Here is a 25,206-nt window from a genome sequence, read left to right on the forward strand (position 1 = left end):
GGAAAGGGCGCGACTGAGGCGGATGAGCGCTATGACCGTAATGAGCGGGAAGGCTGCCTATTCTAGGGCATCGATTGGCCGCCAATGCCTGGCACCCGGGCGTCCAGAAGGGCTTTCTTGCACTGCGGCATAGGGACCTGGCGCCGTGCCGTCGCCGTGCGCACAGGTTCAGGGCGTAGTTAGCGTTTTCCATCCCTTGCAAGCTGAATTGCGGCGCACCATGATTGATTCAAAGCGCGCTTTCCGCGTGCAGGGAGAAAATCATGGCGAGCTACCAAAAAATCCTGCTGTGCTACGACGGCTCGCGCGAAGGTCGAAAAGCGCTCCGTTGCGGCGCCGATCTCGCGTTGGATCTGAAGGCGGAAACGCATTTGCTATCCGTTGTGGATATGCGCTCGAGCATTGCGCAAAGCGCGGGTCTTCTCACCGACGTGGCGTGCGGCAGTTTCGAAAAATCCGCCCGCGACATTCTGCAGGAAGGTGTGGACTGGCTCACCGAGCGCGGTGTCAGTGCGCAAGGGCATTTCGCGTTCGGTCATCCGATCGACGAGATCGCCAATCTCGCTAACGAGTTGCATGTCGATCTCGTCGTGGTCGGCCACCGTTGCCGCACCGGTTTGTCGCGATGGTGGATGGGCGCCGGCAATACGCCGTTGCTCGACCGCATTTCGTGCAGCATTCTGGTGGCGTGCTCTTCCGCGCAGGAGCAGCAGCAGGCGGCGGCTTGATGGGCTAAGCGGAGGGCGGGTTGCCCAGGCGGGCCTGCAGGTTTTCCCAAACACGTGTTCGGGCTTGTCGCGGCGGCGCGGTAATCGAACCGCGCCGGCCCTTTGCCATAGAGCACTGCGCAACGTCACCCGGGCGTCACGGATTCAGGTCGACCGCGGCCAGCTTCCACGTGAACAAACCTTCACGCGCGAAGATCGCCGAGTAACGCGCGTCGCCCGCGCCATGCTGGTACGTGACGACGAATTCGTTCAGGCCACGATAACCCGCCGTGGTTTGCGGCGGTTGCGCGGGCGTGGCGGCGGGGTTCGCGGTGTTGGCTGCCGCGTCGGGCTGGGTGGGTGCCGCGAGCGGTGCGGGGGCGGGCGTTGGTGCATCAGCCGAAGCCGCAGCCGGATCATGCGCCGCGGGCGGCGCCGGTGGCCGCTCGCCAGGGTTGCCGCGCGGCGGCATGCCGTTCAGCAGCGCGGCCACGCCGTCCGGCGTCGCATAAGCATCCACGAGTGGACCAATCAGCGCCACGCCGATCATCGCGCCGATGGCGGCAAGCGGATTGCCGTTGCTGTGCGCGTCGAGCCGCCGCGTCAGCAAGCCGGTCACCTGCTGTTTCAGGCTCTCGCGCAACGCGGGGAAATCGACGTATTGATTGACGGTTTGCGCGTCGCGCGCATCCGCTGCGCGTTTGAGGTTGTTCAGCGCGAGATACGGCGATGCGTACGCGAAAGCTGACGCGGCAATCACCACGATCACAACTAGCGTGACGATCAGCGGCCGGGTGGCGCTGCGTTTCGTGCGGGACGAAACAGCCATTGAGTGAGACTCTCTATCAGGTGGGATTTAACGTTGACCGCGGCCACGCCAAAACGATCCCTGACGATTGCCGGCGATGCGGCAGGGCGACCCGTTCAGAACCGAAGCGATCGCTCAAAAAACCGCTCAGCCCTCGAACACTGCGCCTTGCACATTCGCTTCTTCGGCGATGCAACGGTCGATCATGCGGCAGACGGCGTCGACCGTGCCGACCATGATGAGCCGCGACGGCCCGTGATAGACGCGCACCGGCGCGCGACGCGCCGGCTCCGCCGTATTCAAGCCCGAATTCAACGACACGCGCGCGAACGCCGGCAACGAAGACGGTAGCGACGACACAAGCGCCGCCTGCGGGTCGCCGAGCGAATCGAACAGCGAGGGCGTGCTCGCGGTCGACGCCTCGATCAACGAGCAGGGCACCAGCTTGCGCAGATGACGCAGACGACCGAACTGGCGAAAAGGCAGCAAGCGGGCAAGGCGTTCCATGAGTCTCTCCAGGCGATGCAAAATTAATGCAGCGTGAGTACGACATTGATGCGGCGTTGGGGCGGTCTCGTGTGAACAGGCGAACGAACCGACGCCCCACCAATGACCAGCCGCTTAAAACTCGCCCGGGCGAATCAGCCCGACGGCGATCCCTTCCAGCGCGAATTCCGCACTGCCGGTTTCAACGAAGATGTTTTCGTAATCGGGATTCTCGGCAATCAGTTCGATGCCGTTCGGCCGGCGCTTCAGGCGCTTGACCGTCACGTCGTCGCCCAGCCGCGCGATGATGATCTGGCCGTCTTTGGCCTCGCTCTTCTTCTGCACGGCGAGCAGGTCGCCGTCGAAGATGCCCGCGTCGCGCATGGACAGTCCGCGCACCTTCAGCAGGTAGTCGGGCTTGCTCGAGAACAGCGCCGGGTCGCAGGCATAGTGCTGCGCGATATGTTCCTGCGCGAGGATCGGACTACCCGCAGCCACCCTGCCGATCAGCGGCAAGGACAGTTGCATGATGCTCGCGTGCGGCAGCGTGAACTGGTACGGCGAGTCTTCCGGTCCGCTCAGCAGGCGAATGCCGCGCGACGCGCCGGCCGCGAGTTCGATCACACCCTTGCGAGCGAGCGCGCGCAAATGCTCTTCCGCGGAGTTCGCCGAACTGAAGCCCAGCTCGGCGGCGATTTCCGCGCGGGTGGGTGGAAAACCGGTGCGTTCGATAGCGCGTCGGATCAGATCGAAAACCTGCTGCTGTCGTGCGGTGAGTTTGGTCATGGCCACTGTATGTATGAACAGGTGCCTGTATTTTTATACAGTATTCGGCATAATTCAAGCTTTACTTTAAGTTCGTCGCGACGACCGCCGCTACAGCACCGCAAAAGGGCGCTCCAACATCCGCTTTCGTGCCGCAACGCCTTGTCCAGCTGTCATTACCACTTTTGAGTATTAAAGAATGAAGAAACATTATTTTTAATGATGAAAGCTCTTCGATAGACTGGCCTCCGAGTTGGCGCTCATGTGCACGTGACCGCGACGTAGAACGACACCACACGCTGTTTTAGCGGACCACAACGCGGAGAAAGTTGACATGCACCACCAAGGTACGGGGCTGGCAGGCAAGACCAGAAAAATCATCGCGGCGCTCGCATTGGGCGCGGCCGGGGCGCTCGGCGTGATGGCGCAGGCGCACGCCGCCGACACGACGCTGCTGAACGTCTCCTACGATCCGACGCGCGAGTTGTATCAGGACGTCAATCAGGCGTTCGGCAAGGAATGGAAGGCCAAGACCGGCGAGACGATCACCTTCAAACAGTCGCACGGCGGCTCCGGCGCGCAGGCGCGCTCGGTGCTCGACGGTCTGCAGGCGGACGTGGTGACGCTGGCGCTGGCCTACGACATCGACGCGCTGGCGAACAAGGGGCTGCTCGACAAGGGCTGGCAGAAACGCTTGCCGGACAACGCGTCGCCGTACACGTCGACGATCGTGTTCCTGGTGCGCAAGGGCAACCCGAAGCACATCAAGGATTGGGACGATCTGATCAAGCCGGGCGTGTCGATCGTGACGCCGAATCCGAAGACCTCCGGCGGCGCGCGCTGGAACTACCTCGCGGCGTGGGCGTATGCCGAACATCAGCCGGGCGGCAACGATCAGAAGGCCAAGGAGTTCGTCGGCAAGCTCTATAAGAATGCCGGCGTGCTGGATTCGGGCGCGCGCGGCGCGACCACCAGCTTCGTGCAACGCGGTATCGGCGACGTGCTGATCGCGTGGGAAAACGAAGCGTTCCTGTCGCTGAAGGAATTCGGTCCGGAGAAGTTTGAAATCGTCGTGCCGTCGGTCAGCATTCTGGCCGAGCCGCCGGTCGCCGTGGTGGACAAGGTCGTCGACCGGCACGGCACGCGCAAGGTCGCCGAAGCGTATTTGAACTTCCTGTATAGCGAAGAAGGTCAGGAGATCGCCGCGCGTAATTTCTATCGTCCGCGTTCGAACAAGGTGCCGGCCGAGCTGACCGCCAAGTTTCCGAAGCTGAAGCTGTACACGGTGGACGATTCGTTCGGCGGCTGGACCAACGCGCAGAAAACGCACTTTGCCGACGGCGGCGTGTTCGATTCGATCTACGCACCGCAGTAAGGCCGGCTGGTCCGGTCGTTGCCCACGCAACCGACCGGCCAACGGCAATGCATTACCCCGAGCGCGCCCAATGAGCGCGCTTTTGGCCGCCCGAGGTCCGGCGGCCGGAAATCGGTCCTCGCAACATCGGCATCAACCTGAACGAGTAACCAGCATGACGACGTTGACCTTCCGAAAACCGAGCGCGTTGCCCGGTTTTGGCCTGACCCTCGGCATCACCGTGGCCTATCTGAGCCTCGTGGTGCTGATTCCGCTTGCGGCGACGTTTCTCAAGACCGCGACGCTGGACTGGCCTCAGTTCGTGCGCGCGGTGAGCTCGCCGCGCGTGCTCGCGTCGTATCGCCTGACGTTCTTCTCGGCGCTCGGCGGCGCATTGATCAACGCGGTGTTCGGCTTTCTGGTCGCGTGGGTGCTGGTGCGTTACACGTTCCCGTTCAAACGCATCGTCGACGCCGTGGTCGATCTGCCGTTCGCACTGCCGACGTCGGTGGCCGGCATTTCGCTTGCCGCTGTGTATGCAGGCAACGGCTGGATCGGCCAGTATCTCGAACCGCTCGGCCTGAAGATCGCGTTCACGCCGGCCGGCGTGCTGGTCGCGCTGACCTTCATCGGTTTGCCGTTCGTGGTGCGCACGGTGCAACCAGTGCTCGAAGAGTTCGAGCGCGAACAGGAAGAGGCCGCCGCGTGCCTCGGCGCGTCGCGCTGGCTGACGTTTCGCCGGGTCGTGCTGCCCGCCGTGTTTCCCGCTTTGCTGACCGGTTTCGCGCTGGCGTTCGCGCGTGCGCTCGGCGAATACGGCTCGGTGATTTTCATCGCCGGCAACGTGCCGATGAAGTCGGAAATCACCTCGCTGCTGATCATCACCAAGCTCGAACAGTATGACTACGCCGGCGCGACCGCGATCGCGGTGGTGATGCTGGTCGTGTCGTTCCTGATGCTGCTGCTGATCAATACCTTGCAGTGGTACCTGCAACGCCGCACGGGTCGCGGTGGCGCGGGTCCGGCGCCGGCTGCGACTCCAACTGCGGCTTCGGTCAGTGTCGCGGCGATCGGCGGAGGTGCGCAATGAGCCGCCAGTCCGTGAATGACGTGAACGGCGCGGCCGTCGCCGTGGCGCCGCGCGCGCCCCTGAACGTGTCGCGCCGCCCCGATCCGGTCACCGAGGCGCCCGTGGTGCGCTGGCTCCTGACCGCCGTCGCGCTGCTGTTTCTCACGCTGTTTCTGGTCGTGCCGCTGGTCGCCGTGTTCTATCAGGCGTTGAGCAAGGGCCTCGGTTTCTATCTGGAGTCGCTCGCTGATCCGGACGCGTTGTCGGCGATCAAGCTGACGGTGATCACCGCCGCGATCGCCGTGCCGCTGAATCTCGTGTTCGGCCTCGCGGCGTCGTGGTGTATCGCCAGGTTCGAATTCCGCGGCAAGGCGCTGCTGACCACGCTGATCGATTTGCCGTTCTCGGTCTCGCCGGTGATCTCGGGCCTGATCTATGTGCTGATGTTCGGCGCGCAGGGCTGGTTCGGCCCGTGGCTGATCGACCACAACGTGCAGATCATTTTCGCCGTGCCGGGCATCGTGCTGGCGACGATCTTCGTCACCTTCCCGTTCGTCGCGCGTGAGCTGATTCCACTGATGCAGGCGCAAGGCAACGATGAAGAAGAAGCCGCGCACGTGCTCGGCGCGTCGGGCTGGCAGATCTTCCGCCGCGTCACGCTGCCGAACGTCAAATGGGGCCTGCTGTATGGCGTGATTCTGTGCAACGCGCGGGCGATGGGCGAGTTCGGCGCGGTCTCGGTGGTGTCGGGCCACATTCGCGGCCAGACCGACACGATGCCGTTGCACGTCGAAATTCTCTATAACGAATACAACTTCTCGGCGGCGTTCGCGGTGGCGTCGGTGCTGGCCTTGCTCGCACTCGTCACGCTGGGGCTGAAGCTGCTTGCCGAGCGCCATATGTCGGCGGAATTGTCGGCCGCGCGCGACGTGCCCGCGCATGCCGGTCCCGTCGCGCTGGCCGCTGCGTCAGCGTCGTCAGCGTCATCGCCCTCGTTCAAGGCAACGCCTGTTTCGCCGCAACACCCGCTCAAGCAAGGAGAGCTGTAATGGGTATCACTGTTCGTAACCTGCAGAAGCGCTTCGGCGATTTCGTCGCGCTCGACAACGTTTCGCTCGACTTTCCGCCGGGTGAACTGGTTGCGCTGCTCGGGCCGTCGGGTTGTGGCAAGACCACCTTGTTGCGTGTGATCGCCGGCCTCGAATACGCGGACGGCGGCCAGGTCGAGCTGCAAGGCCAGGACGTCGCGACGGTCGGCGCGCGCGAACGTGAAGTGGGTTTCGTGTTCCAGCATTACGCGTTGTTCCGTCATATGACGGTATTCGAAAACGTCGCGTTCGGCTTGCGCGTGAAGCCGCGCAAGGAGCGGCCGTCGGAAGCGGTGATCCGCGAGAAAGTGCATGAACTGCTGAAGCTCGTGCAGCTCGACTGGCTCGCGCAGCGTTATCCGTCGGAATTGTCGGGTGGTCAGCGGCAGCGGATCGCGCTGGCGCGTGCGCTCGCGGTCGAACCGAAAGTGCTGCTGCTCGACGAACCGTTCGGCGCGCTCGACGCGAAGGTGCGCAAGGAATTGCGTAGCTGGCTGCGGCGCTTGCATGACGATCTGCATATCTCGACGATCTTCGTCACGCACGATCAGGAAGAAGCGCTCGAAGTGGCCGACCGTATCGTCGTGCTCAATCGTGGGCACGTGGAGCAGGTGGGCAGTCCGCAAGAGGTGTACGACCATCCGCAAACCTCGTTCGTGTACGAGTTTCTCGGCGCGGCCAACCGTCTGCACGGCAAGGTCGACGCGAGCGGTTTCGTGGTGGACGGCGCGGCGTTGCCGGTGTCGATCAAGGCCGATTTCAGCGGGCCGGCGTTTGCCTATGTTCGGCCGCACGACCTGCAGTTGTATCCGCAGGCGTCCGGTCATCGCGAAGGGATCGTGGTCGACGTGCGGCGCGTGGTGACGCTCGGCGGCTCGGTGCGGGTCGAACTCGCGGGCCGCGAGGGCACTCTGCTCGAAGCCGAACTGGATCGCGAGTCGTGGCGCGATCTGCAACTGGCGGTCGGCGACGGCGTGACCGCCGTGCCGCGCGCGTTGCGCGTGTTTCCGGCGCAATAGCAGGGCGCCTGTCCAGACGGCGCGGCATGGCGTGCCAGGACAGGCAAGGCAGCAAACTCGGTGTTTCAATCAAACTCAAATAACTCAACTCTGGCTGAACCGGAGACATACAGATGAACTTCCAGCAATTGCGCTTCGTGCGCGAGGCCGTGCGTCAGAACATGAATCTGACCGAGGTGGCGAATGTGTTGTACACGTCGCAATCGGGCGTGTCGAAACAGATCAAGGATCTGGAAGACGAACTCGGCGTCGACATTTTCATTCGGCGCGGCAAGCGCCTGACGGGTCTCACCGAACCGGGCAAGGCGGTCCATCAACTGATCGAGCGGATGCTGCTCGATGCGGAAAATCTGCGGCGCGTGGCGCGTCAGTACGCCGATCAGGACAGCGGCCACCTCGTCGTGGCGACCACCCACACGCAGGCGCGCTACGCGTTGCCGAAGGTGATCCGTCAATTTACCGAGGTGTTTCCGAAGGTGCATCTGGCGCTGCGCCAGGGCAGTCCGCAACAGATCGCGCAGATGATCATCAACGGCGAAGCGGATATCGGCATCTCGACCGAAGCGCTCGACCGCTTCCCCGATATCGTCACGTTCCCGTGCTATTCATGGCATCACATCGTGGTCGTGCCGAAGGGGCATCCGCTGGTGGGCCGCGAGAACCTGACGCTCGACGAGATCGCCGAATTCCCGATCGTCACCTACGATCAGGATTTCACGGGCCGCTCGCACATCGACCAGGCGTTCGCCAAAGCGGGCGCGTTGCCCGACGTCGTGCTGACCGCGATCGACGCCGACGTGATCAAGACTTACGTCGAACTCGGCATGGGGATCGGCGTGGTCGCGGCCATGGCCTACGATCCGAAGCGCGACACCGAACTGGTCGCGCTCGACACGCAGCACCTGTTCGAAGCGAGCACCACGCGGGTGGGTCTGCGTAAAGGCGCGTTCCTGCGCGCGTACGCGTACCGGCTGATCGAGATGTTCGCGCCGCAATTGAACGAAGCGGAAATCGCGGCGCAGCTGCGCGAAGCGGTTTAAGGCTCATCGCCGAAACGAACGGCAACGAACGGATATCCGTTTTTTCACGCATGGCGGCGCGCGGCGCATCGCTTACAATCGCCGCCATGAATACTCTGACTTCCTCTTGCGCCGCGCCTTCGGGCGAAGGCGCTACGCCGCCGCTGCCCTGCATTGCCGTGCTCGCGACCGGCGGCACGATCGCCGGCGCGGCCGCGGACGCCACCAACACCTCCGGTTACCAGGCCGGTGTGGTCGGCGTCGAGCAACTGCTTTCCGTGGTGCCGGCGCTGTCCACGGTGGCGCGTATCGCGCCCGAGCAGATTGCCAGCGTCGACAGCAAAGACATGACGATGCCGTTGTGGACCACGCTCGTTCAGCGCATCAACACGCTGCTGGCGACCGACGGGATCGACGGCGTGGTGGTCACGCACGGCACCGACACGCTTGAAGAAACCGCCTACCTGCTGCATCTGACCGTCAAGTCGGACAAGCCGGTGGTGCTGACCGCAGCCATGCGTCCGGCGTCGGCGTTGTCAGCCGACGGTCCGCTGAACCTGCTCAACGCGGTGACCGTCGCGGCGCATGCCGGCTCGCGCGGGCAGGGCGTGCTGGTGGCCTTCAACAACAAGCTTCACAGCGCGCGCGACGTCGTCAAGACGAGCACTTACGCGGTGGACGCGTTCCAGTCGCCCGAAATCGGCGCGCTCGGTTGGGTGCAGGACGGCCGGGTCGAATTCCAGCGCGCCGTGGTGCGGCCGCATACGCTGGCGACCGAATTCGTGATCGGGCCGAAGTGGCCGCATGTCGAGATCGTCGCGAGCTATGCGGGCGTGTCGCGAATCGCGGTGGATGCGCTGGTGGCCGCCGGCGTGCGCGGGATCGTCGTGGCGGGCACGGGCAACGGCTCGATTCACGTGTCGATGCAGCAGGCGCTCGCCGACGCGGCGTCGCAGGGCGTCGCGGTGGTGCGTTCGTCGCGCGTGGGGTCGGGGCATGTGATGCGCAACGGCGCCGCGGCCGATGACGCACTCGGTTTCGTCAGCGCGGGTTCGCTGAATCCGTACAAGGCGCGGGTGCTGCTGATGCTGGCGCTGGCCGCGGGCGGCACGGGGCCGGTGGCGCTGCAGAAAACGTTCGATACGTATTGATCGTGATCGGATGCGCGCTGGGCGAGTCGCCGGTTCGATGACTCAGCGCATAGGAAGCTTCAATGACAACGCGGCGCTCGGGTAAGACCCGAGCGCCGCGTTGTTGTTTCTGCCGGAGCTTTATTCGATCAGCCCGCGTTTAACTCGCCAGATCCGGCGGCAACTTGCCGCCGTTCGCCGCCAGCGCCTGCATCACCTGCTTGTGCAGCCAGATGTTCATGCTGGCCGAGTCGTTCGTGTCGCCGGAGTACTTCAATTCCTGGGCGAGCTGCTTGCGATGCTCGAGGCTGCTGTCGACGCCGAGCGCCTTCAGCGTATCGACGATCGACGTGCGCCAGTTCAGCGTTTGTCCGCTCTCGCTCACGAACTGGTCCATGACCGCCGCGACGTCGACGTCGGCAAGCGGTGCGGGCGCCGGTGCGGCGTCCGGTGCGGCAGCTTGCGCGGCTGCCGGATCCGGGGTCGGCTCGACCGCAGGGGCAGGCTGATCGGGCTTCGCCTTGCCGAAGAGCTTGTTGACGATGTCACCAAAGATACTCATTCTGAATCCTTTGCAGAGAGGTTACTGGCGCGAGCAGTCTGCGCTCACGGGTTGAACACGGGTTGCGGAACGGGCGAATGATGCGGAGGTCTGCGTTGCCGGGTACGGCAAGCCGCACGCGAACGCACGGACGCCGGCAACCAGACTCAACGAGTGTAGGAGAAAAGCGCGGACCGATGTGTCAAATAAGGTCGCGAAGAGGAGACGGAGTTGCAAGCAAATGCAAGCGGGCTTGCGACTCGACGTGCAGCCCAATAAGGGGAGGCAGGCGCACGCTGAGCGTTGAACTCAACTGCGCGCGGGCGGTGTGCCTGATGAACCCGCGGTAACCGCGGCAGCCGCTGCGAGAGATTGGCTGAAAAAGCATAGGCGCGAACCGCGCATGAAATCCGACAGCCGGACACCCGACGACGACGTCTGACCGACCAAGGCTTCCCCGGCGCCGCCGGGTGCCGCTGCGGACCCCACTTGCCGCTCTCAGCCCAGAGCGGCACGATTTGCCCGTTCCGCCGTGCATGTGCACGACGAACCGGGCGCCCCACCTGCGATCGCCACGACGTTGCGCACGCAACCATCACGACGATCTGTAACGACTCTCTGCAAAGAGACGCTTCGTTACGACGAACCGTATCAAGCAGCCTTGGCTTCGCTACCCGGCGCTTGCGCGATTTCGTAGTTCGCCATGATTTCCAGCGCGCGCACCATGGCCGAGTGATCCCATGCCTTGCCGCCGTTTGCCGCGCACACGCTGAACAGTTGCTGCGCGCTCGCCGTGTGCGGCAGCGCGATACCCAGCTTGCGTGCGCCGTCGAGTGCGAGGTTCAGATCCTTCTGGTGCAGTTCGATGCGGAAGCCCGGATCGAACGTGCGCTTCGTCATCCGCTCGCCATGCACTTCGAGAATCCGCGACGAGGCGAAACCGCCCATCAGCGCCTTGCGCACACGCTCCGGATCGGCGCCCGAGCGCGATGCGAACAGCAGCGCTTCAGCCACGGCTTCGATGTTCAGCGCGACGATGATCTGGTTCGCGACCTTGCAGGTTTGACCCGCGCCGTTGTCGCCGATCAGCGAGATGTTCTTGCCCATCAGTTCGAACAGCGGCTTGGCGAGCGCGAACGCTTTTTCCGGGCCGCCCACCATGATCGTCAGCGTCGCTTCGCGCGCGCCGACTTCGCCGCCGGAGACCGGCGCGTCCAGGTAGTCGACGCCCAGTGTGTTGATCTTCTTCGCGAACGCCTGCGTGTCGAGCGGCGAGATCGAGCTCATGTCGATCACCAGCTTGCCTTGCGTGAGGCCGGCGGCGACGCCGTCGTCGGCGAACAGCACGTTGGCGACGTCAGGCGTGTCCGGCACCATGATGATGACGATGTCGGCGGCTTGCGCGACGGCGGTCGAATCGGCCACCACGCTCGTCGTTTTGCTCAGATCTTCGGGCACCGGATACGCGCCGTTCACGAACAGCGTGTGGCCGCCCTTGATGAGGTTGCGCGCCATGTGCGCGCCCATGATGCCGAGGCCGATAAAACCGATCTTTGCCATGTGTCTGAATCTCCAGTGTTGTTTGGGGTGCCCCGTTGCGGGGCTGCCCAAGGGTGCTTCCCTTGGGCGTGATGCGCCTGATGCCGCCGATCGAGACCCTGTGAGGGCTCGCCGCGCTCAGGCAGCGGCGTGAGCTGCGCCGCGGGTTTGCCCGGCCACGCTCTGCACCCAGCCGAGGCCGGCGGCAGTGGTGGTGCGCGGCTTGTATTCGCAACCGACGTAACCGTCGTAGCCAAGCGAATCGAGCAGATTGAACAGGAACGGGTAGTTGATTTCGCCGGTGCCCGGCTCGTTACGGCCCGGGTTGTCGGCGAGCTGGATGTGCGCGATCTTCGGCAGGTTCTTCTTGATGGTTGCCGCGAGTTCGCCTTCCATCCGTTGCATGTGATAGATGTCGTATTGCAGGAACAGATTGTCCGAACCGACCGCGTCGATCACGTCGAGGCCTTCGCCCGAACGATTCAGCGCGAAGCCCGGAATGTCGTACGAGTTGCACGGTTCGACCAGCAGCTTGATGCCGGCTTTCTTCAGTTCGCCGGCGGCGAAGCGCAGGTTCTCGACGATGGTCGAGCGCGCTTTGTCCGCATCCACGCCCGCCGTCGGAATGCCGACGAGGCAGTTCAGTTGCGACACTTTCAGGGCGCTCGCGTATTCGATTGCGCGGCCCACGCCTTCCTGGAATTCGCCGACGCGATCCGGCAGGCACGCGATTCCGCGTTCGCCCGCTTCCCAGTTGCCCGCAGGCAGGTTGTGCAGAACCAGCTTCAGGCGGTTCTGTTGCAGACGTTCGCTCAGTTCGGCGATCGTGTACGGATACGGAAACAGGAATTCGACGGCGTGGAAGCCCGCGTCCGCGGCGGCCGCGAAGCGGTCGAGGAACGGGACTTCGTTGAACAGCATGGTGAGATTCGCTGCAAATTTCGGCATGGTGCGTCTGTCTCTCTGGTCGGTCAGTGGAATAGCGCGATGAAGTCTGGCGTGAGGCGATCGCGCGGCGCTCAGGGTGATTTTCCGTCGCGCCGCTCGATCGCACTCACGGTCGCTTCATCGAGGTGAAGCAACGCGAAACGTCAGGCAGTTCAGTCGAGCATGCTGATCGCGGTCGGCGCGTCTTCACGCTTCTCGGCCAGTTCCTCGAACTCGTTGATCGCGTCGATCTCGGTGCCCATCGAAATGTTGGTCACGCGTTCCAGAATCACTTCGACGATCACCGGCACGTTGAATTCGGAGAGCATCGACTGCGCCTTCAGCAGGGCCGGCTTCAGTTCTTCCGGCTTGTGCACGCGGATCGCCTTGCAACCCAGACCTTCGGCGACCGCCACGTGGTCCACACCGTAGCCGTTCGTTTCCGGCGCGTTGATGTTCTCAAAACCGAGCTGCACGCAGAAGTCCATGTCGAACGCGCGCTGTGCCTGACGGATCAGGCCGAGGTACGAGTTATTCACCACCACGTGCACGTACGGCAGCTTGAATTGCGCACCCGCGGCCAGTTCCTCGATCATGAACTGGAAGTCGTAGTCGCCCGAGAGCGCCACGATCGGACGTTGCGGATCGGCTGCACGCACACCCAGCGCTGCCGGAATCGTCCAGCCGAGCGGGCCCGCCTGGCCGCAGTTGATCCAGTTGCGCGCCTTGTAGACGTGCAGGAATTGCGCGCCGGCGATCTGCGACAAACCGATCGTGCTGACGTAGCACGTATCGCGGCCGAACACCTGATTCATCTCTTCGTAGACGCGCTGCGGCTTCATCGGCACGTTGTCGAAGTGGGTCTTGCGCTGCATCGTCTGCTTGCGTTGCTGGCAGTCGGCGACCCAGGCGCTACGATCCTTCAGCTTGCCGGCGGCCTTCCATTCCTGCGCCACTTCGATGAACAGTTCAAGCGCGGCTTTCGCGTCCGACACGATGCCCAGGTCCGGACCGAACACACGGCCGATCTGCGTCGGCTCGATGTCCACGTGCACGAACTTGCGGCCCTTGGTGTACACCTCGACGCTGCCCGTGTGACGGTTCGCCCAGCGGTTGCCGATGCCGAGCACGAAGTCGGAGGCGAGCATCGTTGCATTGCCGTAGCGGTGCGAGGTTTGCAGACCGACCATGCCGGCCATCAGCGGATGGTCGTCGGGAATCGCGCCCCACGACATCAGCGTCGGGATCACCGGCACGCCGACGGTTTCGGCGAACGTCACGAGCAGGTCTTCGGCGGCTGCGTTCAGCACGCCGCCACCCGAGACGATCAGCGGCTTTTCCGCGTCGTTGAGGAACGTCAGTGCGGCTTCGATCTGTTTGCGCGACGCTTTCGGCTTGTAGACCGGCAGCGGTTCGTACGTGTCGATGTCGAATTCGATTTCGGCGAGCTGCACGTCGATCGGCAGGTCGATCAGCACCGGACCCGGACGGCCCGAGCGCATCAGGTGGAACGCCTGCTGGAACACGCGCGGCACCAGCGCCGGCTCACGCACGGTCACAGCCCACTTGGTGACGGGCTTGGCGATCGATTCGATATCGACGGCCTGGAAATCTTCCTTGTACAGACGCGCACGCGGCGCCTGACCCGTGATAGCCAGAATAGGGATCGAGTCGGCCTGAGCGGAATACAAACCGGTGATCATGTCGGTGCCGGCGGGGCCCGACGTGCCGATACACACGCCGATGTTGCCGGGTTGGGCGCGCGTATAGCCTTCGGCCATGTGCGACGCACCTTCGACGTGACGCGCCAGCACGTGGCTGATGTTGCCTGCCTTGCGCATGGCCGAGTAGAACGGGTTGATCGCTGCGCCCGGTACGCCGAACGCGGTGTCGATACCTTCTTTTTCGAGCACGAGTACGGCTGCGTCGACGGCTCTCATCTTGGCCATGAATGTCTCCTGAATGTCTGGAAATTGGCGAACTAAGGGTGTTGAACGCACTGTAGGCCTGACCTAAAGGTTTGATAAGATCAGTCGGGGTCGCTTATTTCGAAACAAAAAGTATGGAATCGCGGTGGCGTGTGGGCGCTTGCACGGTTGAGCGGCGCGGGAGCGCGCGGAGCTGCGGCAAGGTGTCGCGGCGCGGGCCGCTGCGCGGTTCCGGCCGCTCGCGCGCGAGCCGCAATGGGTTGGCATGAGACCCTGGGTAAGCACTGAAGCACGACCCCGGTCGACAGGAGACAAAGATGGATCGCTTCAAACAGATCGAAACCTTCGTGCGGGTGGCGGACGCGGGCAGCCTCGCTGCGGCCGCGCTGGAAGAGGGCGTGTCGCCGGTGATTCTCGGGCGGCGCATCGACGCGCTGGAAAAGCGCCTCGGCGTGAAGCTGATGTACCGCTCGACGCGCCGCCTCGTGGTGAGCGAGGACGGTGCCGCGTTTCTGGAGCGCTGCCGTGGCCTGCTGACCGAATGGGATCAGGCGGAAAACGAGCTGAGCGCCGGGCGGCGCGCGGTCAACGGTCACCTGATCGTGTCCGCGCCGGCGGCGTTCGGCCGTAAACACGTCGCGCCGCTCGCGCCGGCCTTTCTCGCCGACAAGCCGGAATTACAGGTGTCGTTCAATCTGACCGACCGCGTGGTCGATCTGGTGCGCGAGGGTTACGACCTGTCGATCCGGATCGGCGGCGCGGTCGATCCGAACTTCGTGGCGGTGAAGCTGGCGACCAACCGGCGCGTGGTGTGCGGCACGCCCGACTATTTCCGCCGCCACGGCAAGCCGAAGACCCTCGAAGACCTGCCGCAGCACAATTGCCTCGCGTTCAATCTGCAAGGCGGTCAGAACCGTGGCTGGTACTTTCGCCGCAACGGCAAACTGGCGACCGTGCGGGTGGGCGGCACGCTCGATTGCAACGACGGCGAACTGCTGCACCGCTGGGTGTCGGAGGGGCTCGGACTCGGCTGGCGCTCCACGTGGGAGATCCAGCAGCAACTGGCGCGCGGCGAACTGGAAACCGTGCTCGACGAGTTCGCGCTGCCGGACTACGACATCCTCGCGGTGTATCCGCAACAGCGCTATGTGCCGGCCAAGGTGCGGTATTTCATCGACTATCTGAAAGAGGTTTACGCCAGCGAGGATTACTGGAACCGGGCGGCTTATTAGCGGCTAATTCGTAGCTTGCCGGCATTGGCGCGGGCTATTTCTCTTCTTATTTGGGAGTTTCGCTGCCGGCGTGGGAATAAACTCGGGCTATCGCCGGTTATGTGGTTATGAACGCTTCACGACAAACCACGATTCGCCTAGCCGCAATGCCCTGGAGGGCCCAGGTGGTCCAGACCGATTCAGACACCGCGCGCGCGCACGGCGATGCCGATGCCGAGGCCGCAGCCGAAGCCGCCAGGAGCCGCCGTTTCCAGCAGCTCGCGCTGCCGCATCTGGATGCGGCGTACAACCTCGCGCGCTGGTTGTGCGGCAACGCCAGCGATGCCGACGACATCGTCCAGGAAGCCTTCATGCGGGCGTTCCGTTTTTTCGACACGTTTCGCGGCGACACCGCGCGGCCTTGGCTGCTGGCGATCGTACGACGCACCTGGTACACGGAATGGCGACGGCGCGCGTCGTCGCACGAAACGGTCGAGTTCGACGACACCATGGACGACACCGCGTTGGACGGCTGGAGCGTCGGCGGCGCCGACCCGCAGACGCTGCTGATCCGCGACGAGGAGACGAAGCGGGTGCACGAGGCGCTGGCGCTGTTGCCGGTTGAATATCGGGAGGTGCTGATCCTGCGCGAACTGGAGGAAATGGGCTACCGCGAGATCGCGGTCGTGGCCGATGTGCCGATCGGCACGGTGATGTCGCGGCTCGCGCGGGGGCGGCGCAAGCTGGCCGCACTGCTGATGGCGGCGCCTGGTGGCGGCAAGGCGGGGGCGGGCGGGCGGTCGGCAGGCGCTTCGGGTTCGGGCAATGCTTCGGGTTCTGGTTCTGCTGCGGGCGGCGCTGCTGGTGCTGTTTCGGCCGCAGGGGCGGGCTCAGGGGCGGCCACCGCTTCTGCCACTATCACGCCGTTGCGGGCCTCCGCCAATGGACGGCCACTCAATCACCCCGGCGGCAACGCCGGCCACGCTCAGGAGACGCCAGATGGACTGTAACGAGGCACGGCCGCTCCTCGATGCGAACGCCGATCATGAATTGCCCGCGCCGGATGCGCGGCGCGTGCAGCAGCATATCGAGAGCTGCGAAGCCTGCCGGCGTGAGAGCGAGAATCTGGGCGCGTTACGGGGCGCATTGCGGGCGGCGACTTATCATCGCGCGCCGCAGTCGCTGCGAGCACGGATTCTGGCTGGTTTGCCTGAGATGGAAGAGGTCGTGGAGGCCGAACCGCTGACAGCGACCGGTGCGGCGGGCAGCGCGATTGGGCAGCCGCGAACCGCAACTGAAAGGCCGGCAGCCGCGATTGGGCAGCCGATCACCGCGAGCGGCGGATCGGGCATCGCGAACGAACAGCCGGGAGTGGCGACTGAACGGCCGGGAGCTGCGATCGAAGGGCTGTCCGCGGCGGCAGACGATCCGCGTACAACGGGCCGGCAAGCTGACAGCGAGATGGATGCCACCCGTGCGCCATCCCGTCCGCGCCGTCGACGGAGCTGGTTTGCCGGCTGGCTGGATGGCTGGCGTCTGCCGTCGGGCGGCTTCGACCAGCCGATCGGCATGGGCGGCATGGGCGGTGGGAGCGGCGCGTCCCGTTTGCTCGCACCGGGCTGGCTCGCCGTGCTGGCCGTCGCGTTGTGCGCTGGAGTCGCCGTGGCGACCCTGAACCTGAGCCGTCCCGCCGAGCTCTCGCCATTCGCCGACGAGTTGGTGGAAAGCCACGTGCGCGCGCAGGTGTCCGGCCGCGACATCGACGTGATTTCGACCGACAAGCACACGGTCAAGCCTTGGTTCAACGGCCGGCTGGACTATTCGCCACCGGTCGAAGACCTCGCGGCGAGCGGCTTTCCGCTGGAGGGCGGCCGGCTGGATTACCTCGCGCATCAGCGGGTGGGCGTGCTGGTGTACCACTACCGCAAACATGTAATCGACGTGTACGTCTTTCCGCAGGCGGGTTCCGGCGGCACGGGCCGCGACACGCCAGGCGCCGCGCCCACGGCGCCGGCAACGCTCGAGCGCGAAGGCTATTCGATCGCCCACTGGAACGCGGCGGGCATGACCTGGTGGGCGATCACGGACGCCGCCCCGGATGCGTTGACCGGCCTCGAAGCGGCGCTGAAGGCGCGTTTGCAGTCGGGCAGCGAGCGCTCGGAGGGCAGTTGACGACTAAACCCTTGAAAACACACCCGATTCGGGCCGCGGATTAACGGGATATCTTGCAACCCGGCCCCATTCGGGTTACACTCTTTGGCTTCTCACTTGCCACACCGGTTCGACGCCCGGGTGGCTTATATCCATAAGTCAGCACAAGGAGTGAATATGCGTCATTACGAAATCGTCTTTATCGTGCACCCGGATCAAAGCGAGCAAGTGCCCGCAATGATCGAGCGTTACAAGTCCACGATCACCTCGCACGGTGGCCAGATCCACCGTATCGAAGACTGGGGCCGTCGCCAACTGGCCTACATGATCGAGAAACTCGCTAAGGCTCATTACGTCTGCATGAACATCGAATGCGACCAAACCACGCTCGACGAGCTGGAACACGCATTCAAGTTCAACGACGCTGTTCTGCGTCACCTGATCGTCAAGATGAAGAAGGCCGAAACCGGCCCGTCGCCGATGATGAAGGAAGTGCAGCGCGAAGAAGCCAAGAAGTCGGCTGCTACGCAACCGTCCGAAGCGCAGGCTTAAGACACACTATTTAAGCTACCAGAGACTCCAGCGTCGCTTTTGCCCAAGGCTCCATGAATCGGCTGCAACTCACGGCCAGCGTCGTCGAACGCGAACCGGTGCGGTACACCCCCGCCGGCGTTCCGATTGCAGGCTGCACGTTGCACCACCGCACGGAAGTCGTCGAAGCCGGTATCGCCCGGCAAGTCGAACTGACCATGCAGGCGGTAGCGGCAGGCGAGGCGAGCGGTAAGCTCGAAAGCTGTCAGATGGGCGTGGAAACGCTTTTCACCGGCTTTCTGGCAAAAAAGCACCGCAACGCAAGAACTCTGGTATTTCACATCACAGCATTGCAGGACATTGGAAAGGACTGAACATGCCCCGCCCGACTGGTAAGAAATTCGACAAGCGTCGTCAGCAACAAAATCCGCTCTTCAAGCGCAAGAAGTTCTGCCGTTTCACGGCCGCGAATGTCGATCACATCGACTACAAGGACCTCGATACGCTGAAGGACTTCATCGGCGAAAACGGCAAGATCACGCCGGCGCGTCTCACGGGTACGAAGTCGCATTACCAACGCCAGCTGGATACGGCAATCAAGCGCGCACGTTTCCTCGCGCTGGTGCCGTACACCGACCAGCACAAGGCCTAACCCGACGACGCGATAAGGAGTATCGGAATGCAAATTATTCTTCTGGAAAAAGTCGTCAATCTGGGTAACCTGGGCGATATCGTGAAGGTCAAGGACGGTTACGCACGTAACTTCCTGATCCCGAACAAGCAAGCTCGCCGTGCAACGAAGGAAGCCTTGGCTGAATTCGAAGTTCGCCGCGCTGAACTCGAAAAGATCGCCGCTGAAAAGCTGGCGGCCGCTACGGCGCAAGGCGAAAAGCTGGCAGGCTCGACGGTTCAGATCAACCAGAAGGCCGGCGTTGACGGTCGTCTGTTTGGCTCGGTGACGAACGCTGACATCGCTGACGCACTGGTCAAGCAAGGCTTCGCAGTGGAAAAGGCGCAAGTGCGTCTGCCGGAAGGCCCGCTGAAGCTGGTTGGCGAGCACGCTGTTCAGGTTTCGCTGCACACCGACGTTCTCGTCGATGTGACGGTGGCTGTGATCGGCGAACACGTCTAAGCATCAAAGCAGTATTGGCCAGGAAGTTGCTGGCAAAAGGCAGGGGCCGGGTGACCGGCCCCTGTTTTTTTTGTGCCCGTTTTTTTAGTTTTCTCGCCGCCCGCAGCCGTCTGATTTACCCGATAATTCCTCTCCATGAACGCACCGTCCAAAGATCCCCAAATCGAGTCGCTGAAAGTCCCGCCGCATTCGATCGAGGCCGAGCAATCGGTGCTGGGCGGCCTGCTGCTCGATAACGCGGCGTGGGACCGCATCGCCGACTTCCTGTCGCAGAGCGATTTTTACCGCTACGACCACCGCATCATCTTCGAACACATCGGCAAGCTGATCGCGGCCACGCGGCCCGCCGACGTGATCACCGTGTACGAAGCGCTCGGCACCTCGGGCAAGGCGGAAGAGGTCGGCGGTCTCGCTTACCTGAACGCGCTCGCGCAGAACACGCCGAGCGCAGCCAATATCCGCCGTTATGCGGAGATCGTGCGCGATCGCGCGGTATTGCGCCGACTGGTGTCGGTTGCCGACGAAATCTCGGCGGATGCGTTCAATCCGCAAGGCAAGGAAGTCCGACAACTGCTGGACGAGGCGGAGTCGAAGGTGTTTTCGATTGCCGAAGACGGCGCGCGCGGCACCCAGGGGTTCCTCGAGATCGGGCCGCTGCTGACCGAAGTGGTCGAGCGGATCGATACGCTGTACCACACCGCCAATCCGAGCGATGTGACTGGCACGCCGACCGGCTTCGTCGATCTGGACCGCATGACTTCGGGCATGCACGGCGGCGAGTTGATTATCGTCGCGGGGCGTCCGTCGATGGGTAAGACGGCGTTTTCGATGAACGTCGGCGAATACGTGGCAGTCGAGTACGGCCTGCCTGTCGCGGTGTTCTCGATGGAAATGCCGGGTTCGCAACTGACCATGCGTATGCTCGGCTCCGTCGGCCGGCTCGATCAGCACCGCATGCGTACCGGCCGCCTGACCGACGAGGATTGGCCGAAGCTCACCCACGCGGTGCAGAAAATGAGCGAGGCGCAGATTTTCATCGACGAAACCGGTGGTCTGAACCCGATGGAACTGCGTTCGCGCGCACGCCGGCTGTCGCGGCAGTGCGGCAAGCTCGGGCTGATCATCATCGACTATTTGCAGCTGATGAGCGGCTCGTCGTCCGGTGAAAACCGCGCGACCGAAATTTCGGAAATCTCGCGTTCGCTGAAGAGCCTCGCCAAAGAACTCGACGTGCCGGTGATCGCGTTATCCCAGCTTAACCGGGGTCTCGAACAGCGCCCGAACAAGCGGCCGATCATGTCCGATTTGCGCGAATCCGGCGCAATCGAGCAGGACGCGGACGTGATCCTGTTTATCTACCGCGACGAAGTCTACAACCCGGACAGTCCGGACAAAGGCACTGCGGAGATCATTATCGGCAAGCAGCGGAATGGTCCGATCGGACCCGTTCGACTTACGTTCCACGGGCAATTCACGAAGTTCGATAACTTTGCTGGCGCGCAGAATTTCTACAGCGATTGAGCGGGCAGGTTGAGGTGCACCCTTGGTCACACCTGCGGAAACTTCGCTGAAAGCTCAGTGAAATCCGTCGGGAAGGGAAGCGATAAGCGCTCCGCCTGTTGTAACGGCGCTTTCGAAAGTGTGATCCGGGACTCGGAACGGTACAATGTGGCGGTTTTATGTCAGCCACACCGTGACCAATTTTCGGGATCCCAATGTTCGGTCGATTCATGCCCACCGAGGGCAAGTTCTTTGAAATTTTCAATGCGCACGCAACGTGCATCGTCTCAGCAAGCCGTGAGCTGGAACTGCTGATCGACAATCTGCATGACGCCGAGACCCACAAGCAGAACGTGCAGAAAGCCGAAAAGGCCGCCGACAAGCTTACGCACGAAACCATCGACCTGCTGCACAAGACCTTCATCACGCCGCTCGATCGCGATGAAATCCACAAGCTGATCACCACGATGGACGACATCCTCGATCTGATGGAGGACGTCGCCACCGCCATTTCGTTGTACGACGTGCAGGCCGTGACGTCCGAGGCGAGCCAGCTGGCGCACATCTGCACGGCGACTTCCGAGCGCGTGCAATTCGCCGTTGGCCTGCTGTCCGACATGAAGCAGGCGAGCCAGATCCTGAAGGCCTGCGAGGACATCGACCGGCTGGAATCGGAAGCCGACCGCGTGTTGCGCTCGGCCATGTCGAAGCTGTTCCGCGAAGAAGACAACGTCAAGACCCTGATCAAGCTGAAGGCGATTTACGAATTGCTCGAGACGATCACGGACAAGTGTGAGGATGTAGCGAACATCATCGAAGGCATCGTGCTGGAAAACGCATAATGCAATCGATACAACTTGCTATCTGGGTCGTTGCCGGCCTGGTTGCCGTCGCGCTGATTTTCGATTTCATGAACGGTTTTCACGACGCCGCGAATTCGATCGCGACCGTCGTGTCGACCGGCGTGCTGAAGCCGCAACAGGCCGTGGCTTTCGCGGCGGCCTTCAACGTGATCGCGTACTTCGTGTTCCACCTGAAAGTGGCCGCGACCGTCGGCAAAGGCACGATCGACCCGCAAATCGTCGACCATTACGTGATTTTCGGCGCGCTGGTCGGTGCGATCGGCTGGAACATCATCACCTGGCATTACGGCATTCCGTCGAGCTCGTCGCATGCGCTGATCGGCGGACTGGTCGGCGCGGCGCTGGCCAAGTCGGGCTGGGGTTCGCTGAATGTCGACGGTCTGATGAAGACGGTCGCGTTCATCTTTATCTCGCCGCTGCTCGGCTTTGTGCTCGGATCGTTCTTTATGCTGGCGGTGTCGTGGATCTACTTCCGCACGCCGCCCAGCAAGGTCGACCGGCGTTTCCGGCGTCTGCAACTGGTGTCCGCGGGTTTGTATAGCCTCGGCCACGGCGGCAACGACGCGCAGAAAACCATCGGCATTATCTGGATGCTCCTGATCGCGACCGGTTATGCGTCGTCGATCGCGGATGCGCCGCCGCTATGGGTGATCGGCGGTTGCTATCTGTCGATGGGTGTCGGCACGCTGTTCGGCGGCTGGCGGATCGTCCGCACGATGGGGCAGAAGATCACCAAGCTCAAGCCGGTCGGCGGGTTTTGCGCGGAGTCGGGTGGGGCGATCACGCTGTTTACCGCGTCGTGGCTCGGTATTCCGGTGTCCACCACGCATACGATTACCGGCGCGATTGTCGGTGTCGGCGCCACGCAGAAGCTGAGCGCGGTGCGTTGGGGCGTGGCCGGGAACATCGTCTGGGCGTGGATTCTGACGATTCCGGCTTCAGCGGCGCTCGCCGCCGTCGCCTGGTGGCTCGGCCACCGTTTGCTGTAATCACACGGAGCGCGGGCGCGTCACGCGCGCCGCACCGCCCTCCAACAGTCGATGCCTCGAATAGCAGCGCGCCGTTCAGATCAGCGGCGCGCTGCCTCCATCCATCGGGACGATCGCGCCCGTCACATAGCTCGCGCGGCGGCTCGCCAGAAACAGTGCGACGTCGGCGATTTCCTCCGGTTTGGCATAGCGGCCGAGCGGCACCTTGGCCTGGCCTCCCGCGAGCGCGTCCGCGCTGTCGATGCCTTGCTGCGTCGCTTCCAGCTTGACCGCTTCCTCGACGCGCTCAGTCAACGTCGATCCCGGATTGATCGCGTTGATGCGGATGCCGTAGCGCGCGTAGTAGTGCGCGAGGCCGACGGTAGCGAGCATTAGCGCGGCATTCGCGGCGCCGCCCGCAATATGGATATCGCTCGCGATCTTGCCGCCCATGCCGATGATATTCACGATCGTGCCCGGTGCCGCGCCGGTGTTGGCCTTCACGCGTTCTGCCATGCGCCGCAGCACTTCCTGCTGCGGGTAAATGTAGGGGAAATACTTCGCTTCCATCGTGGCGCGGAACGCGTCGGCATCGAGCGTTTCCGGGTCGTAGCGGCGCGCGGCGCCCGCGCTGTTGATCAGCACGTCGATCGGACCGACCGCGGTGCTGACTTCTTCGACGATATCGGCGGCGCTATGCGGTTCGTGCAGATCGGCGCGGGTTCGGTGGACGTGCAGGCCTTCCTGCTTCAATTGCTCGTAAGCGCGCGCGAGGTTGGCCGGGTCGCGCGACACGATCGCGACTTTAGCGCCTTCCAGGGCGAACGCGCGGGCGCAGGCGAGACCGATTCCCTTGCTGCCGCCTGTGATCAATACCACCTTGTCTTTCAGCCCAAGATCCATCGTCATCACCCGCTGTCGGAAGAATATCGATGACGATAGCAGATCGGCGGCGAGGGTGTGGCGAGGCGTTGGTGGCGAGGGATGGGCTCGTCGTGGTGCGCGGTGAGCGCTTTGCAAGGCGGTTTTGCGTGCGCCTGGGCGGCGGTGCGGCGCGCACCGAGAGGCGCGCATTGAACGCGCGGGTCTATGCGGCGCGGCACGGCGTGCGCGGATGCCGCGCGTTCGGGCGTTCGCGCGTTGCGCCGTCGTGGCGGACGCTCAGAAATTGCCGTTGGCGAAGCGGGCGATCGGATCGTCGGTAGTCTGCGTCGGAGCGGGGATGCCGCGTGATGCCGTCGAGGCACGCATGATCTGCACGCCGCCGTTCGCATCGGCTCGCTGCGCCTGTTGAGCCTGACGTGCGGCCACCGATGCAGGTGGCGGCGGCTCGAACGCGTCCGCGGCGGCGTCGATCGGGTCGGGCGCACGAGTGGACGCCGTCTGCGGGAGGGTGCGAGAGCTTGTCGCCTGCTGGGCCGAGCTTGAACCGGGCGTGGCGTCATACGCACCGGCCTGAGCGGCGGCAACGGGAACCGGCGTCGGCGACACAGCGCCCGCTGCGCGGGCCTGGATTTGCGCTGCGCTCATACCGGGCGGCGGCGGCTCGAACGGATCGGCTTGCGGAGTCGTTGCGGCCGTGACGGGCGGCGCCTCGACGGTCAAAGGCGCATGAGGCGCCGTCGCGACGCGAGTCGCCGGCACCGTCGCGCCCGCTGCCAGGCCCGCATAAGCCGGCGCAGGCTGCTGCACAACCGGCGCGACCGGCACGACCGGCACAACCGCCCGCTCCGGCTGCGGCGCCGCGGCCTGATAGCTCGGCGTATCGAACGGCGCCGGCGTCGCGGCCGGTGCGGCGACCCGCCGAATCCCGTCGAAGCGTTTGGCCCAGTAAGGGTTGGTCAGATAATCGAGCCGTACGGTGCCGCCCGTCGACGGCGCATTGACGAAGCGCAGCTTGCCGACATAAATGCCGACGTGCGAATGCGGCCGCCCGGTCGTGTTGAAGAAAATCAGATCGCCCGGCGCGATTTCGTCCGGCTCGATCGACTCGCCGCGTCCGCTCATATCCGCCGTGGTGCGCGGCAGATTCACCGAAGCCGCCCGCGCGACGACGTAACGAACCAGTCCGCTGCAATCAAAGCCGCTATCCGGCGTATTGCCGCCCCAACGGTAGGGAATGCCGACCAGACCCATCGCCTGAATGGAGATTTCCTCGCGGCCGATGCTGTGATCGACGAAATTCGGAAAGCCCGGCGGCGGCGCATGATAGGCGCCGTTCGCGACCACGATCGAACTGCCCGACGCGCCACGCGACGACGTCTTCTGCGGCGCGCCAGCACAGGCGGCAAGCAGCAGAACGGTCAGCAGGGACAGGGCGAGTCGGCGCATGAAGACGAGGAGAGCGGGTAAACGCTCGTTTAACGGCGGACGATTTCGGGATAGTAGCCCGTGGTGCATCGCTCCGGCAAGAAGTCTTGACAAATTACTTGAAGTTCAGGCGCTAAGTGTGGTCTAGCGCAAAACCGCG

Annotated in this window: 26 protein-coding genes; 17 read left to right on the forward strand and 9 right to left on the reverse strand. The window is 63.6% G+C overall.

The features are described 5' to 3' along the window. The first annotated feature begins 263 nt into the window (after positions 1-263). Positions 264-728: a universal stress protein gene (locus BX591_RS07085; protein WP_105508384.1), complete on the forward strand. Its 465-nt coding sequence runs from the start codon at positions 264-266 to the stop codon at positions 726-728. A 136-nt stretch (positions 729-864) separates the two neighbouring features. On the opposite strand, the gene BX591_RS07090 is transcribed toward BX591_RS07085, so the two are convergent. The 3 genes from BX591_RS07090 to lexA form a co-directional block, all read right to left on the reverse strand. After that, positions 865-1,536 carry a DUF2939 domain-containing protein gene (locus tag BX591_RS07090; protein ID WP_111929972.1) on the reverse strand — a complete coding sequence of 224 codons (672 nt, stop codon included), beginning with the start codon at positions 1,534-1,536 and terminating at the stop codon, positions 865-867. A 126-nt stretch (positions 1,537-1,662) separates the two neighbouring features. Continuing rightward, the gene (locus BX591_RS07095) at positions 1,663-2,022 is read right to left on the reverse strand and encodes a hypothetical protein (RefSeq protein ID WP_111929973.1); all 360 of its coding nucleotides are present in this window, start codon (positions 2,020-2,022) and stop codon (positions 1,663-1,665) included. Positions 2,023-2,136: 114 nt separating this feature from the next. Continuing rightward, entirely contained in the window at positions 2,137-2,787 is a 651-nt protein-coding gene (gene lexA, locus BX591_RS07100) for a transcriptional repressor LexA (RefSeq protein ID WP_105508381.1), read from the reverse strand. A gap of 313 nt (positions 2,788-3,100) precedes the next feature. On the opposite strand from lexA, the gene BX591_RS07105 reads away from it, so the two are divergent. The 6 genes from BX591_RS07105 (at position 3,101) to BX591_RS07130 (ending at position 9,466) form a co-directional block, all read left to right on the forward strand. Then, a complete protein-coding gene (locus BX591_RS07105) occupies positions 3,101-4,141 on the forward strand; it encodes a sulfate ABC transporter substrate-binding protein (RefSeq protein ID WP_111929974.1) in 1,041 nt (346 codons plus the stop codon). 154 nt (positions 4,142-4,295) lie between these two features. Further along, on the forward strand, positions 4,296-5,210 hold the full coding sequence (gene cysT / locus BX591_RS07110) for a sulfate ABC transporter permease subunit CysT (RefSeq protein WP_111929975.1): 915 nt from the start codon (positions 4,296-4,298) through the stop codon (positions 5,208-5,210). After that, positions 5,207-6,238: a sulfate ABC transporter permease subunit CysW gene (cysW, locus tag BX591_RS07115; RefSeq protein WP_176343025.1), complete on the forward strand. Its 1,032-nt coding sequence runs from the start codon at positions 5,207-5,209 to the stop codon at positions 6,236-6,238. The genes cysT and cysW overlap by 4 nt, the downstream gene beginning before the upstream one ends. After that, complete coding sequence (locus tag BX591_RS07120; protein WP_111929976.1) at positions 6,238-7,296, forward strand: sulfate/molybdate ABC transporter ATP-binding protein; 1,059 nt, start codon at positions 6,238-6,240, stop codon at positions 7,294-7,296. The genes cysW and BX591_RS07120 overlap by 1 nt, the downstream gene beginning before the upstream one ends. Before the next feature lie 113 nt (positions 7,297-7,409). Then, on the forward strand, positions 7,410-8,336 hold the full coding sequence (locus BX591_RS07125; RefSeq protein ID WP_074284329.1) for a CysB family HTH-type transcriptional regulator: 927 nt from the start codon (positions 7,410-7,412) through the stop codon (positions 8,334-8,336). Positions 8,337-8,422: 86 nt separating this feature from the next. Next, complete coding sequence (locus BX591_RS07130) at positions 8,423-9,466, forward strand: asparaginase (protein ID WP_111930260.1); 1,044 nt, start codon at positions 8,423-8,425, stop codon at positions 9,464-9,466. A 139-nt stretch (positions 9,467-9,605) separates the two neighbouring features. On the opposite strand, the gene BX591_RS07135 is transcribed toward BX591_RS07130, so the two are convergent. The 4 genes from BX591_RS07135 to gcl all read right to left on the reverse strand — a co-directional run bounded on the left by BX591_RS07135 (position 9,606) and on the right by gcl (position 14,401). Further along, positions 9,606-10,007 carry a DUF3597 domain-containing protein gene (locus BX591_RS07135; RefSeq protein ID WP_105508377.1) on the reverse strand — a complete coding sequence of 134 codons (402 nt, stop codon included), beginning with the start codon at positions 10,005-10,007 and terminating at the stop codon, positions 9,606-9,608. Positions 10,008-10,637: 630 nt separating this feature from the next. Continuing rightward, positions 10,638-11,546 carry a 2-hydroxy-3-oxopropionate reductase gene (locus BX591_RS07140; protein WP_111929977.1) on the reverse strand — a complete coding sequence of 303 codons (909 nt, stop codon included), beginning with the start codon at positions 11,544-11,546 and terminating at the stop codon, positions 10,638-10,640. A gap of 117 nt (positions 11,547-11,663) precedes the next feature. Next, positions 11,664-12,473, reverse strand: a complete 810-nt coding sequence (gene hyi, locus BX591_RS07145; RefSeq protein WP_111929978.1) for a hydroxypyruvate isomerase — start codon at positions 12,471-12,473, stop codon at positions 11,664-11,666. A 152-nt stretch (positions 12,474-12,625) separates the two neighbouring features. Next, entirely contained in the window at positions 12,626-14,401 is a 1,776-nt protein-coding gene (gene gcl / locus BX591_RS07150; protein WP_111929979.1) for a glyoxylate carboligase, read from the reverse strand. A gap of 296 nt (positions 14,402-14,697) precedes the next feature. On the opposite strand from gcl, the gene BX591_RS07155 reads away from it, so the two are divergent. From BX591_RS07155 to BX591_RS07200, 10 genes are all read left to right on the forward strand, one after another. Further along, positions 14,698-15,612 (forward strand): LysR family transcriptional regulator, encoded by a 915-nt coding sequence (locus tag BX591_RS07155; protein ID WP_111929980.1) that lies wholly within the window; start codon positions 14,698-14,700, stop codon positions 15,610-15,612. A gap of 164 nt (positions 15,613-15,776) precedes the next feature. Further along, positions 15,777-16,601 (forward strand): RNA polymerase sigma factor, encoded by an 825-nt coding sequence (locus BX591_RS07160; RefSeq protein ID WP_111929981.1) that lies wholly within the window; start codon positions 15,777-15,779, stop codon positions 16,599-16,601. Beyond that, a complete protein-coding gene (locus tag BX591_RS07165) occupies positions 16,591-17,763 on the forward strand; it encodes a zf-HC2 domain-containing protein (protein ID WP_111929982.1) in 1,173 nt (390 codons plus the stop codon). The genes BX591_RS07160 and BX591_RS07165 overlap by 11 nt, the downstream gene beginning before the upstream one ends. A 156-nt stretch (positions 17,764-17,919) precedes the next feature. Beyond that, complete coding sequence (gene rpsF, locus BX591_RS07170; RefSeq protein WP_006048823.1) at positions 17,920-18,294, forward strand: 30S ribosomal protein S6; 375 nt, start codon at positions 17,920-17,922, stop codon at positions 18,292-18,294. 53 nt (positions 18,295-18,347) lie between these two features. Next, entirely contained in the window at positions 18,348-18,647 is a 300-nt protein-coding gene (priB, locus tag BX591_RS07175) for a primosomal replication protein N (RefSeq protein WP_007182110.1), read from the forward strand. A gap of 2 nt (positions 18,648-18,649) precedes the next feature. Continuing rightward, the gene (gene rpsR / locus BX591_RS07180) at positions 18,650-18,925 is read left to right on the forward strand and encodes a 30S ribosomal protein S18 (protein ID WP_035550554.1); all 276 of its coding nucleotides are present in this window, start codon (positions 18,650-18,652) and stop codon (positions 18,923-18,925) included. Between the two features lie 27 nt (positions 18,926-18,952). Continuing rightward, on the forward strand, positions 18,953-19,405 hold the full coding sequence (gene rplI, locus BX591_RS07185) for a 50S ribosomal protein L9 (protein ID WP_035550551.1): 453 nt from the start codon (positions 18,953-18,955) through the stop codon (positions 19,403-19,405). 135 nt (positions 19,406-19,540) lie between these two features. Continuing rightward, the gene (locus tag BX591_RS07190; RefSeq protein ID WP_105508370.1) at positions 19,541-20,926 is read left to right on the forward strand and encodes a replicative DNA helicase; all 1,386 of its coding nucleotides are present in this window, start codon (positions 19,541-19,543) and stop codon (positions 20,924-20,926) included. Positions 20,927-21,120: 194 nt separating this feature from the next. Then, positions 21,121-21,747: a DUF47 domain-containing protein gene (locus BX591_RS07195; RefSeq protein ID WP_111929983.1), complete on the forward strand. Its 627-nt coding sequence runs from the start codon at positions 21,121-21,123 to the stop codon at positions 21,745-21,747. Next, positions 21,747-22,757 (forward strand): inorganic phosphate transporter, encoded by a 1,011-nt coding sequence (locus BX591_RS07200; protein ID WP_111929984.1) that lies wholly within the window; start codon positions 21,747-21,749, stop codon positions 22,755-22,757. The genes BX591_RS07195 and BX591_RS07200 overlap by 1 nt, the downstream gene beginning before the upstream one ends. Before the next feature lie 75 nt (positions 22,758-22,832). On the opposite strand, the gene BX591_RS07205 is transcribed toward BX591_RS07200, so the two are convergent. Further along, a complete protein-coding gene (locus BX591_RS07205; RefSeq protein WP_111930262.1) occupies positions 22,833-23,639 on the reverse strand; it encodes an SDR family NAD(P)-dependent oxidoreductase in 807 nt (268 codons plus the stop codon). 258 nt (positions 23,640-23,897) lie between these two features. Continuing rightward, positions 23,898-25,067 carry a C40 family peptidase gene (locus BX591_RS07210; RefSeq protein ID WP_111929985.1) on the reverse strand — a complete coding sequence of 390 codons (1,170 nt, stop codon included), beginning with the start codon at positions 25,065-25,067 and terminating at the stop codon, positions 23,898-23,900. Between the last annotated feature and the right edge of the window lie 139 nt (positions 25,068-25,206).

This window comes from Paraburkholderia bryophila, from assembly GCF_003269035.1.
GTDB classification, from domain to species: Bacteria; Pseudomonadota; Gammaproteobacteria; order Burkholderiales; family Burkholderiaceae; genus Paraburkholderia; species Paraburkholderia bryophila.

Excerpts from the sequence above, each read along its gene's own strand:
- BX591_RS07085 (WP_105508384.1), top strand. The coding sequence starts at position 264 with ATGGCGAGCTACCAAAAAATCCTGCTGTGCTACGACGGCTCGCGCGAA.
- BX591_RS07090 (WP_111929972.1), bottom strand. The coding sequence starts at position 1,536 with ATGGCTGTTTCGTCCCGCACGAAACGCAGCGCCACCCGGCCGCTGATC.
- BX591_RS07095 (WP_111929973.1), bottom strand. The coding sequence starts at position 2,022 with ATGGAACGCCTTGCCCGCTTGCTGCCTTTTCGCCAGTTCGGTCGTCTG.
- lexA (WP_105508381.1), bottom strand. The coding sequence starts at position 2,787 with ATGACCAAACTCACCGCACGACAGCAGCAGGTTTTCGATCTGATCCGA.
- BX591_RS07105 (WP_111929974.1), top strand. The coding sequence starts at position 3,101 with ATGCACCACCAAGGTACGGGGCTGGCAGGCAAGACCAGAAAAATCATC.
- cysT (WP_111929975.1), top strand. The coding sequence starts at position 4,296 with ATGACGACGTTGACCTTCCGAAAACCGAGCGCGTTGCCCGGTTTTGGC.
- cysW (WP_176343025.1), top strand. The coding sequence starts at position 5,207 with ATGAGCCGCCAGTCCGTGAATGACGTGAACGGCGCGGCCGTCGCCGTG.
- BX591_RS07120 (WP_111929976.1), top strand. The coding sequence starts at position 6,238 with ATGGGTATCACTGTTCGTAACCTGCAGAAGCGCTTCGGCGATTTCGTC.
- BX591_RS07125 (WP_074284329.1), top strand. The coding sequence starts at position 7,410 with ATGAACTTCCAGCAATTGCGCTTCGTGCGCGAGGCCGTGCGTCAGAAC.
- BX591_RS07130 (WP_111930260.1), top strand. The coding sequence starts at position 8,423 with ATGAATACTCTGACTTCCTCTTGCGCCGCGCCTTCGGGCGAAGGCGCT.
- BX591_RS07135 (WP_105508377.1), bottom strand. The coding sequence starts at position 10,007 with ATGAGTATCTTTGGTGACATCGTCAACAAGCTCTTCGGCAAGGCGAAG.
- BX591_RS07140 (WP_111929977.1), bottom strand. The coding sequence starts at position 11,546 with ATGGCAAAGATCGGTTTTATCGGCCTCGGCATCATGGGCGCGCACATG.
- hyi (WP_111929978.1), bottom strand. The coding sequence starts at position 12,473 with ATGCCGAAATTTGCAGCGAATCTCACCATGCTGTTCAACGAAGTCCCG.
- gcl (WP_111929979.1), bottom strand. The coding sequence starts at position 14,401 with ATGGCCAAGATGAGAGCCGTCGACGCAGCCGTACTCGTGCTCGAAAAA.
- BX591_RS07155 (WP_111929980.1), top strand. The coding sequence starts at position 14,698 with ATGGATCGCTTCAAACAGATCGAAACCTTCGTGCGGGTGGCGGACGCG.
- BX591_RS07165 (WP_111929982.1), top strand. The coding sequence starts at position 16,591 with ATGGACTGTAACGAGGCACGGCCGCTCCTCGATGCGAACGCCGATCAT.
- rpsF (WP_006048823.1), top strand. The coding sequence starts at position 17,920 with ATGCGTCATTACGAAATCGTCTTTATCGTGCACCCGGATCAAAGCGAG.
- priB (WP_007182110.1), top strand. The coding sequence starts at position 18,348 with ATGAATCGGCTGCAACTCACGGCCAGCGTCGTCGAACGCGAACCGGTG.
- rpsR (WP_035550554.1), top strand. The coding sequence starts at position 18,650 with ATGCCCCGCCCGACTGGTAAGAAATTCGACAAGCGTCGTCAGCAACAA.
- rplI (WP_035550551.1), top strand. The coding sequence starts at position 18,953 with ATGCAAATTATTCTTCTGGAAAAAGTCGTCAATCTGGGTAACCTGGGC.
- BX591_RS07190 (WP_105508370.1), top strand. The coding sequence starts at position 19,541 with ATGAACGCACCGTCCAAAGATCCCCAAATCGAGTCGCTGAAAGTCCCG.
- BX591_RS07195 (WP_111929983.1), top strand. The coding sequence starts at position 21,121 with ATGTTCGGTCGATTCATGCCCACCGAGGGCAAGTTCTTTGAAATTTTC.
- BX591_RS07200 (WP_111929984.1), top strand. The coding sequence starts at position 21,747 with ATGCAATCGATACAACTTGCTATCTGGGTCGTTGCCGGCCTGGTTGCC.
- BX591_RS07205 (WP_111930262.1), bottom strand. The coding sequence starts at position 23,639 with ATGGATCTTGGGCTGAAAGACAAGGTGGTATTGATCACAGGCGGCAGC.
- BX591_RS07210 (WP_111929985.1), bottom strand. The coding sequence starts at position 25,067 with ATGCGCCGACTCGCCCTGTCCCTGCTGACCGTTCTGCTGCTTGCCGCC.